The sequence below is a fragment of the Aminobacter sp. SR38 genome, assembly GCF_014843375.1.
GTDB classification, from domain to species: Bacteria; Pseudomonadota; Alphaproteobacteria; order Rhizobiales; family Rhizobiaceae; genus Aminobacter; species Aminobacter ciceronei.
In genome coordinates this window covers 3,343,463-3,354,436 of the sequence record NZ_CP062112.1, presented here as the reverse complement: position 1 = coordinate 3,354,436, position 10,974 = coordinate 3,343,463, and the positions used below count along the sequence as shown (strand labels likewise).

The following is a 10,974-nucleotide window of genomic DNA, read 5'->3' as shown; positions in this document are numbered from 1 at the left end:
TCAGGCAGCTGCGGTGTTGAACTCAGCGATGAGCCCGTCCCACACCGGAACCATGGCCATCAGGCCGTCCCAGAAGGACTGTTGGCGCCGGCGTGAGAAATCCTCAAGCGATACGCCCTGCTGTTCCACCCAGGTGTAGTAGCCGAGATTGAAGATGCGCTCGCGATCAAGCCGCGTCAGCTCGATCATTGCATCGGTCCGCACGCCCGCCAAATGCTCGCCGAACACTTCCGCTGCCGACAGCGCATCGAACACGCCTCCGAACGAAGCATCCAGGACCTTGCCGAGCTGGGATTCGTACATCGCAGCACCATCGGTGGCGACCGTCAGGACGACGTCTTCGGGACCAAGATCCAGATATCTGGCCAGCTTGATTGCCGCCACGATGTTGGCGATCGATGACAGGCCAAGATGGGTGAAGCTGCCGATCGTCTCGTCCGACAGACCTTTGTGATTGCGCAGATACGCACGCCCTGCCGGATGGTTGAAAAGCAGGTTGAGGCTATCGGGAGAACGCTCGGATACCCCGATGACATAGTCCGTATTGAGGACATTGTGGATCAGCGGCACATGTTTGTCGCCGATGCCCTGGATGTTGTGCTCGCCATAGCCATTGTTGAGCAGCGTCGGGCACTCGGTGGCTTCCACGGCAGCGATCTGACAGCCCAGGCGTTCCTTGAGATGGTCACCTGCTGCAAGCGTACCGGAGGAGCCGGACGCGGCGACGAACGCCCGCGCCCTGAGCTTGCCGTTTGTATTGACGGCGTTGAAGACCCGCTCCAGCGCCAGTCCGGTCACCGCGCGGTGCGCGATGTAGTTCCCATATTCGCTGAACTGGTTGAGGATGACGTTGCGCGCATCCTTTGCCAGTTCGTGGCAGGCGTCGTAGATTTCCTTGAGGTTGCTTTCGCTGCCTGGCGTACGCAGGATGTCGCGCGGGTCGGCGGTCCATTTTTCCAACCAGCGGAACCGCTCGGGGCTCATTCCTTCCGGCAGCACGGCAACACTGCGCGCCCCAAGGATCGTCGATATCGCAACCCCGCCGCGGCAATAATTGCCTGTCGATGGCCACACCGCGCGCTGGTTGTCGAGATCGAATTGTCCGGTGACCAACCGAGGCACCAGACAGCCATATGCCGCCAGCACCTTGTGTGCCGCAATCATCGGAAAGCGATCGCCGACCGCAACGACGATCCTGGCGCGCACGCCCGTCAGTGCTTCAGGCAATATGATATGGCACGGTGTTTCAGTCTGTCCGCTCCGGTCAGGCCCATTGTGCCAGTGAACGCGAAAGAGGTTGAGCGGGTCGGCGGCATCCGGTTCGATACCGGCCAGTGCAGCGAGAGCCGTCGGGTCGATGGTCTCCGGCCGCGCCAGTTCGGATAGTTTCGGCAGCTTGACGCCAGCTTGCCTGAAACGGGCAGCAGCCCGGCCGCGCACATCGGCGTCAACAACATCAGTTGCAAACAGATCGCTCATCGACGTCCCTCACAAGGCCGCAGCATGGGCGTGAAATGCCGGTGTCGCCGCCCCATGCAGAAGCGCTTCATAGAGCTCCGGATCTGTTGCACCTTCGGTGCCGATCAAAAGGATATGCGAGCCGGCGTCGAGACCGAGCGTGGCACGCATCGATGGGTCGCCAGCAGCGGCGATCAGTCCTGCAAGGCCTGCAACGCCGGATTCGCCAATGCGTAGCGCTGGGTCGTTGGCGACGGGACGGGCAAGCTTTCTCAACGCATCGACGGCCGCGCCATCACCGACATCGAGGTAATAGTCGGCACTCTTTTCGAGAATTTCCCAGGCTGTCAGCGACGGCTCATAACATTCGAGCATCGCCATCACGGTGGCGTCACCGGCTTCGATCGACATCCGCTTGCCGGCGGCGGCACTCATCTGCAGGCAGGCCGCCTTGTCGGGCTCGACGACGATGAGTTTCGGGCGCGACGCCCCGTCCCGGTCCAGAAAATATCCGGCAACGACCGCTGCAAGACCACCGACGCCCCCCTGAATGAAGACATGCGTGTAAGGCTGCCTTGCCTGGGCGGAGATCTCGCCCAGCATCAAGGTGTAACCCTGCATGACCATGCCGGGGATTTCGGTGTAGCCCTCCCAGGCAAAATCGGAGACCGTCGTCCAGCCTTCGCGGTTCGCCGTTTCGCTCGCTTCTGCGACGGACTGGTCATAATTGCCATCGGTCCGCCGGATCTCGGCTCCAAAGCCTGCAATGGCCTTTTCGCGCCCGACGGAAACCCCGCTGTGCAGGAAGATCACGCACCGGCAGCCGAACATCTGGGCGCCGGCCGCAACGGAGCGGCCATGGTTGCCATCGGTGGCGCAACACACGGTGAGGTCGGCTGCGACCTGCTTGACCACTTCGGAGAGCAACTCGGCCGGTTCGACATCACGACCGAGAACCCGCGCTGCATGGTCACGAACCAGGCGGGCGACGGCATAGGCGCCGCCGAGCGCCTTGAAGCTGTACAGGCCATAGCGGTGGCCTTCGTCCTTGAGATCGACAGATGCGATGCCCAGGGTCGCAGCGAGACCAGGAAGGCTCTCCAGCGGTGTCGGCGCATAGATGGGAAAGGCGGGAAGAAATTCACGGACGATCGCGGGAGCGCCAACGCCAGCAATCGCAGCTTCCGTTGCGCTGAGGGGCATGTTCCGCTTGGCGGAGCGATTCTCGACTAACTTCATTGCGAACCTCATTTGCTCTGCCGGGCACATCTGGCGCCGGACCTTTGGGCAATGCTCTCCAGGAGCCAGCGCGCGCGTCTCCGCGCGCCGCAAGCGACGTCGTCGTCCAACCGGTTTGGCCGGGGTCTATTCTAGATTTTCGGTCTCAAGTGCGAGCAGCACATCGGCAGCCGCGCCTGCCAGCAGATCGACGTGCTGGCGCATCAGGCTGTGTGCCAGTTCTTCGTCGCCCGCCACGATCGCATCGACGATACCCCGATGCTCGATGACGGACTTCGCCATCTTGCGCGGCGTCGTGATGTGACGCCGATAGACATTGAGCCGGTTGCGCAGCTTGCGGCTCTCGACCTGCAGGAAGACGTTGCGCGAACCGCGGAAGATCGTGTCATGGAAGAGGTTGTTGGCTTCATAGAAGCCATCGTGGTCTTCCTTTTCGGCTCTCGCTGCGCACTCGTCGTGCCATTTGCGCATTTCGGTGAGCTCGTCGCGCGTCATCCGGCGGGCGGAAAGACGGGCCGAAAGCCCCTCATACTCCGCCATGATCTGGAACATCTCGATCAGCTCGGCGGTGGTAAGCCGCTTGACCGTCGCACCCTGGTTCTTGCGGATGTCGACGAGGCCGCTTGAGGCGAGATGTCGAAGCGCTTCCCGCACCGGGGTGCGCGAAACCTCAAAGCGGCGTGCAAGCGACTGCTCGTCCAGCCGGTCGCCCGGCTTCAGCACGCTGTTGAGAATGTCATCTTCAAGAAGGCGGATCAGGTTGTCCGCAGACAGCCTGGTTTCCCTCTCGTCATCCATGACTTCGCTCACCGTTTACTCCCAGATCTGCCGCATCTGACGTTAGATGCATCCTTGGCGGACGCGATGCAAGCTTTCCGCCACCGATCCCGCTCAGGCTTACTGCTGAATTGTGATGACCAGGTATTCCGCCTGCTCATCCGCCTCATTGACCGTGTAGTGCGGGTCGCCCGGCTCGAACAGGACGGACTCGCCCGGCTTGAGCGTGAAACGTTCCTTGCCCGTGTCGAAGGTCATCTCGCCCTTCACCATGTAGAACGCCTGCGCCCAGTCGTCGTGATGATGAAGATCGCCGCCGCCACCCTTCGGAGCTTTCGAAAGCTGGATGCAGAAATTGTTGCCTTTGAAGGGCACGATGTCGAGCACATTGAGGCCACCAAAGTGATTGGGCGGGGTGATGCCCGTGGCCGCAGAGTTCTTCCATATGTTCATGCTGTCTCTCCAGATATCTTCGTGAACAACGGCTACGAGATGTAGGCCATGTAAGGGCTGATGACGCTGCGCACCGGCACCTGGATCAGCGCCGGCTTGCCGCTGGCAATGGCGTCGGCAAGGGCCTTCTGGATGGCATCGGCATCGCGGGCAAAATAGCCTCGCCCGCCCAGTCCCTCGGCAACCTTTGCCCAGTCGCGACGCGGCAGGTTCATCTCGTAGGTTTCACCGAAGCTCTGTTCCTGTGGCAGGGCGATCGCCCCCCACATCTCATCGTCGAGCACGACAATGATGAATGCCCGACCGTAGCGTTCGGCAGTATCGAGTTCCGAAATGTGGAATCCAACGCCACCATCGCCGACGAACACGATTACCGGCGCATCCGGATCGGCAAAGCACGCGCCCGCGCCATAGGGAACCTCGGCCCCAAGGGCTCCGGACTGGCCGGCGCGGAGATAACGGCCCACTGCCGGAACACGCAGCCGCGCATCCGCCCAGAAGTCGATATTGCCATGCGAGGTGACGAAGATCGCATTGTCGGGCGCAGCAGCACTTACCGCATCTATCGCAGCGACCGGGTGAATGCCTGTGGCATCGCCCTCGCCTAACTGGCTTTCGCGCTCGCTCTGCCAGGCCGTGACCAGGCCGTCGCTCCAGAGCCGATCGATCTGCAAAGGTGACATCTCGGCAACGACGTCGAGAAAGGCTGCAGGCGATGCGGCAATGGCGATATCGGCCTGCTTGTTGCGATGCAGCAGTTCCTGGTCGGAACAGACCTGAATGATGCGGGCGTCCTGGCCAACCGTGTCGCCGAATTCGAGATCGAATTCGAAATGATGGCCGAGCAGCAAAATGCAGTCCGCTTCCTTCATCGCCCTTCGCAGCGTTGCATTGCAAGGCGCGTAGGCAGGTCCCATCCACCTGGGGTGCCGCTCATCGACGATGCCGCGTGCAAGCCGCATCGTGGCGAATGCGAGGCCGTGCTTTTCGACCACTTCCGTGATCCGATCGGTGCGGTCCCAGAACAATTCATCGCCAAGGACAAGCAGCGGTCTCTTGGCCTGCGCCAGCAGGGTGCGCGCTGCGTCGGCATCACGTGCGGGCACGCCGGCAATGCCGGGCATCGGCGGACAGGCGCTCGCCACCTCGGTGCTCAGCGGAGTCGACAGAATGTCTGTCGGCACCTCGAGGAACACAGGACCGGGCCGACCGGCCCACATCTTGCGCCAGGCAATGTCGAGATATTCCTGCAGCCGGTTCGGATCGGTGCAGCGCGCAGCCCATTTGGTGACCCCCTTCATGATCGGCAGGACATCATAGGCCATTCCGGCGCCACGTTCGGCCGACTTGGTACCGGCCTGGGCTCCGACGATGATGACCGGCGTGCCGGCGAGCATGGCGACGAGCCCTGGCGTAACCGCATTGGTAACGCCGGGTCCGAGCGTGACGACCGCAGCACCGGCCTTGCCGGTGACCCGCGACTGGGCCTCGGCCATAAAGCAGGCTGCGGCCTCGTGGCGGGCATGGATGAGCGGAAGCCCCTGATGCGCACAGGCGCGATAAACCGAATTGATCGGCCCGCCCGAAACGGAAAAGATGTTCTGCACGCCGACGGCCTTGAGCCAGGCGACGACGGCTGCACCGCCGTCCATGGTTGCGCTCTTGGCGGACTGGTTCTTAGTAAGCACGAGATTTTCCTCCGTCGAGGGCGATGGCCGTGCCGGTAATGAAACCGGCCCGCTCGGAGGCGAGCGTGGCGACAATCGCGCCGAAATCATTGGGGTCGCCGAACTTGCCGACCGGCACTTCTTCAAGCCACAGCGCTTCCGCCGCCTTACGGTCCAGACCGTCTCGATCCATGCTCGACTGGATCAGATACTCCATGCGGTCGGTGGCGAACGGCCCCGGACAGAGGCAGTTCACCATGATGCCTTCATGGGCGAACTCGATGGAGAGCGACTTGGCCAGGCCGACCACAGCCAAGCGCACCGAGTCCGACAGAACCATGTTGGGCTGAACCACCTTCACGCCGACCGTCGTAATGAAGATGATGCGGCCCCAGCCGCCGGCCTGCATGTGCGGCAGCACCGCGTGAGAGAGCTCGACAAGCGGCAGAAGGCTCTCGTTCAGCGCCTGCTCCCATCCATCGCGTGAAACGCTGAGGAATGGTCCGGCAGCAGGACCGCCGGTATTGCCGACGAAAATGTCGAGGCCGCCGAAATTGGCGACCACTTCGTCGACCGCCGGCTTGAGCGTCGTACGGTCCGTCAGATCCATCTTGACCGCAATTGCATCGGCTGCACCCGCATCGAGCAATTCGCGCACAAGATCCTGCATCGCTTCCGTGTTGCGTCCCGCGACGGCAACCCACGCACCCTCGGCGGCCAGCGCCAGGGCCGAGGCCCTGCCAAGCCCACGGGAAGCGGCTGTAACCAGCGCGCGCTTACCTTTCAAACCAAGCTCCATTTGGCCCCTCACTCCCGTCTTTCGATGAATTCTGGCTACCAGCGTGTAAACACGTTGTCAATTACTGTAGACAATCTTTTTTGTTTTGCATACAACAACGATGGAAAAGTTGCCAATCCGGCAGCGAGCAGAATGCCCAACCCATGGAGATTCACGTGACTGACCGCGCCTTCATTCCAATCGTCGTCGGCAATAAGGTTCTCAACGAAGGCTCCGACGGCGTCGGCCGGTCTTTCGACCCGGCAACGGGCGTGCTGGTCGCCGAGTTCGCACGTGCCGGAGCAGTTGAAGTCGACATGGCAGTCGCCGCGGCGCGCCAGGCATTCGACAATGGACCCTGGCGGCGCATGCGTCCGTTCGAGCGTGGTCGCATCCTGCACCGCATCGGCGAGTTGATGCTGCAGCGGCGCGACGAGATCGCCCGCAAGGAAAGCATCGACAGCGGCAAGCCCCTGCGCGACTCCTATTGGGAGGTCGACTGCTCGGCCCGCTTCTTCGAATTCTATGGAGGTGCCGCCGACAAGCTGCATGGCAGCTCGATCCCGCTTGGGCCCGACTGGTCGGACTGGACGGTCAAGGAGGCGATCGGCGTCAGCCTCCACATCATTCCGTGGAACTATCCCTTCCAGCTCATCGCCCGCGGCGTTGCGCCGGCGCTTGCCGCCGGCTGTGCCGTCATCATCAAGCCGTCGGCCGACACGCCCGTCACGGCCTATGAGTTCATGAAGATATGCCAGGAGGCCGGCCTGCCCGAAGGCCTGGTCAATCTGGTCAACGGCCGCGGTTCGGTTGCCGGCGACCTGCTCGCCCGCCACAAAGGGGTCGACCAGATTACCTTCACCGGTTCCGTGCCGACCGGCGAGCGCGTACTGGTCGCGGCCGCCTCGCACGCCATCCCCTGCAACATGGAGCTCGGCGGCAAGTCACCGCAGATCCTGTTTGCCGACGCCGATCTCGACAAGTCGCTGCCGATCGTCGCCGGCGGCTTCCTTACCCATTGCGGCCAGGTCTGCAACGCCGGAACCCGGCTGTTCGTCGAGCGCTCGATCCACGACCGCGTCGTCGACAAGCTGCATGCCCGCATCAGCGCGATGACGCTCGGCGCCGGCGTCGACGATCCGGACATGGGGCCGCTGATCAGCAGGGCACACAAGAACGATGTCGAGCGCTATTATGACATCGCCCGCAAGGACGGCGAACTGCTGCTCGGCGCCGACCTGCCGAAATCGGCTTCACTCGCCGAGGGCGCCTTCGTCAGGCCGGGCCTGGTCATAGGAGCCAACAACAGCACCCAGATCGCACGTGAGGAAATCTTCGGGCCGATCCTGACCGTCATTCCGTTCGACACCGCTGAAGAAGCCGTTGCCGGTGCCAATGACTCGCCCTTTGGTCTTGTCGCCGGCATCCACACCACCAACATCAACAAGGCCCTCGGCGTCGGCGAGAAGCTGCGTGTCGGCCAGGTGTGGATCAACGCCTTCGGCGTCGGCCTGGATGTCGAATTTCCCTTTGGCGGCTTCAAGCTGTCGGGCTTCGGCCGTGAAAAGGGTCTCGAGGCGCTTAGCGCCTACCAGCAGGTCAAGAACTTCGCGATCCATCATCCGCTTGCCTAACTGCCCCCCCGACGGCCGGTGGGTCCATCGGCCGTCACAAACCTTCAGAAAGTGTGTCGGCGCTGGGCCATACCGTACGGGCTCCGCAGAGGCTGCTTTCTCAGTGGCGGCGGCAGAAGTGCTCGGTGCCCGGCCGCCGGCGAGCAGCGTCGGACAAGCCATACGAGACTTCCTCCTCGGTGCCAAAGTCAACCGTCACCGGCTACGGGAGGCAGCGCCGCCGCAGACTCATCAGCCCCCTGCACAGGTTTCGAAGTTCCCGAAATCCCTGTTCATATTGGTAAGGAAATACAACGTAAACTTCTGCATAGCCTCAACAATTCGCCGTGGAAAATCGACGAGAACTTGGCGCTGGCCGCGAGATCATCGAGTGAGACTCGTTCGCAACGAACCGCACACCACAGCGGATTTTCCCGTAAGTTCGATCTCCTCGCCCCATGGTCCCGCTCCAGTCGTGCGGCGTGGTCATGCCTGCCATTGGGAGTGCGCATGTTGGCCATGAAAACATCTAATTGGCGCATGCGGCGCACAACGGCTAACCGTCAGCCTATGTGGCGATCATCCTGTGGCAGCGAACGGCATGCCAGGATCGTCGAGATGCTGATCAACACGCCGACGACCTCTACCGCTCCAGGACGGCACGTTCGGCTGCCGAGGGATAGCCCACGCAAATGGACAAGACCAAGACTGCGTGGACAAACCAACGATGGACGATGCTCGCCCTCGTCGTAATGATCGGCGTCAATCTACGACCCTTCATCACCGCACCAGCCACCCTGCTCCCGTCCATCGTCGAAGACACCGGCATGGGATATGCCGGCATCTCGTTGCTCACTTTGCTGCCGATGGCGCTCATGGGCATCGGTGCCTTTGTCGCGCCGGCCATTCAGGCCATGGTCGGAACACGGCAAGGGTTGCTGGCAGCACTCGCCTTGCTGATGGCGGGGTCCTTGCTGCGGTTCGTCGCCTTCAATGACGCTACGATGATCCTGACGGCCATTCTGTGCGGTGCGGGCGTCGCCTTCGTCCAGGCCGTGTTTCCCGGGATCATCAAAGCTCGCTTCCCTGCAAGCGTACCGACGGTCACCGGACTGTATTCGGCCATGATCATGGCCGGCGGCGCGGTTGGCGCGCGGCTGATGCCTGCGTTGGCAAATGCAGGATACAGCTGGCGGGCGGCTCTCGCCTGGCTGGCGGCGCCCGTTTTCGTGGCGTTGCTGGCCGCCTCCCGCGTCCTCGCCAATGCGAAAGCGACGGGACCTGCCAGGCCGATGACAAGGCTGCTTCTGCTGCGCCCGCGCACCTGGGCACTGATCGCGGCGTTCGGGCTGGTCAACAGCGGCTACTCGTCGATGGTGGCCTGGCTTGCACCCTACTACCAGGCCCAGGGCTGGACGAATTCGCAAAGCAGCAACCTGGTAGCCATCATGGCACTGTGCCAGGCGGTCTCGGCCTTCGGCCTGCCTTTCCTGGCCCGCGGCGCAAACGATCGGCGACCCTGGCTCTTGTTTACGGCCGCCGTCCAGATCATAGGCTTCCTGGGCCTGGCATGTCTTCCAGCACCCTGCGCCTGGCTATGGGTCGCACTCTGTGGCGTGGGCCTCGGCGGCAGCTTCGCGCTCGCCATGGTAACCGCCCTCGACCATCTGCCCCGCCCAGATCAGGCGGGCGCACTTGCCGCGGCCATGCAAGGGGGCGGGTTCCTGATCGCGGCGCTGGGACCTTACGCCATGGCACTGATGCATGGTTTTACTGGGAGTTTCGCGACCGGCTGGGTCATGCACGCCATGCTCGTAACCGCAAGCGCGCTCGTCTATTTCCGTTTCGATCCCAGCCGTTACGGCGAGGTCATGGAGCCGATCGAACCATATCGATCCAGTCCCTCTGCGGCTGCCTAGTTTGACAGCGCATTGCCTTCCGGTGACGCCCGGAAGCACGGTTCGGAGGATGGATCTGCAGCACGCTTTTGGCCGCTAGCCACAAGCACCACCAACAGCGCATTCAACAAAGAATGGGGTCGGCAAGCGCTTATTCCGGCGCGACCGGCAAGGCACGTTTGTGCGCTGTCGCCAGATGCATCGCGAGGATCCGGTGGCGGGCCGGTTCGGCAATCGATTTGCCTTCCAGAAAGTCGTCGATGTTGTCGTATGTCACGCCATACACCTCTTCGTCGGGCCGCAGCGGCGCATCGTTTTCGAGGTCTGCAGTAGGCACCTTTTCGATCAGTGTCTGCGGTGCGCCAAGATGCGCGGCGATCGCCCGAACGCGCCGCTTCGTGAGACCTTGAAGTGGCGTGATATCGGCAGCACCGTCGCCGAACTTGGTGAAGAACCCCATCAGCGCCTCTGCCGCATGGTCGGTCCCGATCACCAGGCCGCGCACGGCACCCGCCAGTGCATATTGCGCAATCATGCGCTGGCGAGCCTTGATGTTGCCCAGGTGAAAGTCCAGCCGGGCCGGCTCGAAGAGGTCACCTAAATCACGACGGACGTCCGCCAACATGGCGTCCGCCGCCGGCTTGATGTTGATCGTCACCGTGCGGTCCGGGCCGATCGCATCGAGCGCAGTCTGGGCATCGGCCTCATCCGCCTGGATGCCATAGGGCAGGCGAACGGCGATGAATTGCGCCTCATGACCGTGGTCGCGCAGGCGCCGGACGGCGGCTTGCGCCAGCATCGCAGCAGTCAGGGAGTCGACACCGCCGCTGATCCCGAGGACATAGGCGCGCATCGCGGATGCCCTGAGATAGTCAGCCAGAAACGTGATGCGCCGTTCAGTCTCCGCATCGGCGTCGAAGACCGAAGCCACGCCAAGGGTCCGGATGATGTCAGCCTGTAGCTCAAGCACGATGCTCGCTCCCTGTTTGGCGTGGCAGTGCCAGCTCTGGCGAAAGAAGTTCAGTTCGTGCAGGTAATTCGCGAAGTACCGGCAGTGTCAATGCCCCTACATGGAGAAGGCATTGCCGACT

The 10,974-nt window shown here is 62.5% G+C and carries 9 protein-coding genes; 2 read left to right on the top strand and 7 right to left on the bottom strand.

Annotation, left to right across the window (positions count from 1 at the left end; all coding sequences use genetic code 11):
* The 6 genes from IG197_RS16380 to IG197_RS16355 form a co-directional block, all read right to left on the bottom strand.
* Positions 1-1,479, bottom strand: a complete 1,479-nt coding sequence (locus tag IG197_RS16380; protein ID WP_192313380.1) for a pyridoxal-phosphate dependent enzyme — start codon at positions 1,477-1,479, stop codon at positions 1-3.
* A 9-nt stretch (positions 1,480-1,488) separates the two neighbouring features.
* Positions 1,489-2,697 (bottom strand): diaminopropionate ammonia-lyase, encoded by a 1,209-nt coding sequence (locus tag IG197_RS16375; protein ID WP_192313377.1) that lies wholly within the window; start codon positions 2,695-2,697, stop codon positions 1,489-1,491.
* Positions 2,698-2,823: 126 nt separating this feature from the next.
* Entirely contained in the window at positions 2,824-3,507 is a 684-nt protein-coding gene (locus IG197_RS16370; RefSeq protein WP_208993679.1) for a GntR family transcriptional regulator, read from the bottom strand.
* Positions 3,508-3,594: 87 nt separating this feature from the next.
* Positions 3,595-3,927: a cupin domain-containing protein gene (locus IG197_RS16365; RefSeq protein WP_067956317.1), complete on the bottom strand. Its 333-nt coding sequence runs from the start codon at positions 3,925-3,927 to the stop codon at positions 3,595-3,597.
* A 32-nt stretch (positions 3,928-3,959) separates the two neighbouring features.
* Complete coding sequence (locus IG197_RS16360) at positions 3,960-5,615, bottom strand: thiamine pyrophosphate-binding protein (RefSeq protein WP_169808301.1); 1,656 nt, start codon at positions 5,613-5,615, stop codon at positions 3,960-3,962.
* Complete coding sequence (locus IG197_RS16355) at positions 5,605-6,381, bottom strand: SDR family oxidoreductase (protein WP_158282797.1); 777 nt, start codon at positions 6,379-6,381, stop codon at positions 5,605-5,607. The genes IG197_RS16360 and IG197_RS16355 overlap by 11 nt, the downstream gene beginning before the upstream one ends.
* Positions 6,382-6,548: 167 nt before the next feature.
* Between IG197_RS16355 and IG197_RS16350 the strand changes: the two genes are divergently transcribed.
* Positions 6,549-8,006 carry an aldehyde dehydrogenase family protein gene (locus tag IG197_RS16350; RefSeq protein ID WP_192313374.1) on the top strand — a complete coding sequence of 486 codons (1,458 nt, stop codon included), beginning with the start codon at positions 6,549-6,551 and terminating at the stop codon, positions 8,004-8,006.
* A 671-nt stretch (positions 8,007-8,677) separates the two neighbouring features.
* A complete protein-coding gene (locus IG197_RS16345; protein ID WP_067956305.1) occupies positions 8,678-9,904 on the top strand; it encodes a cyanate transporter in 1,227 nt (408 codons plus the stop codon).
* 130 nt (positions 9,905-10,034) lie between these two features.
* Here the strand turns inward: IG197_RS16345 and nadE are convergent, their stop codons facing one another.
* Complete coding sequence (nadE, locus tag IG197_RS16340; RefSeq protein WP_192313371.1) at positions 10,035-10,853, bottom strand: ammonia-dependent NAD(+) synthetase; 819 nt, start codon at positions 10,851-10,853, stop codon at positions 10,035-10,037.
* Between the last annotated feature and the right edge of the window lie 121 nt (positions 10,854-10,974).

Bases quoted from the DNA above. Each gene is read 5' to 3' on its own strand.
- IG197_RS16365 (WP_067956317.1), bottom strand. From the start codon at position 3,927: ATGAACATATGGAAGAACTCTGCGGCCACGGGCATCACCCCGCCCAAT.
- IG197_RS16345 (WP_067956305.1), top strand. From the start codon at position 8,678: ATGGACAAGACCAAGACTGCGTGGACAAACCAACGATGGACGATGCTC.
- IG197_RS16375 (WP_192313377.1), bottom strand. From the start codon at position 2,697: ATGAAGTTAGTCGAGAATCGCTCCGCCAAGCGGAACATGCCCCTCAGC.
- IG197_RS16380 (WP_192313380.1), bottom strand. From the start codon at position 1,479: ATGAGCGATCTGTTTGCAACTGATGTTGTTGACGCCGATGTGCGCGGC.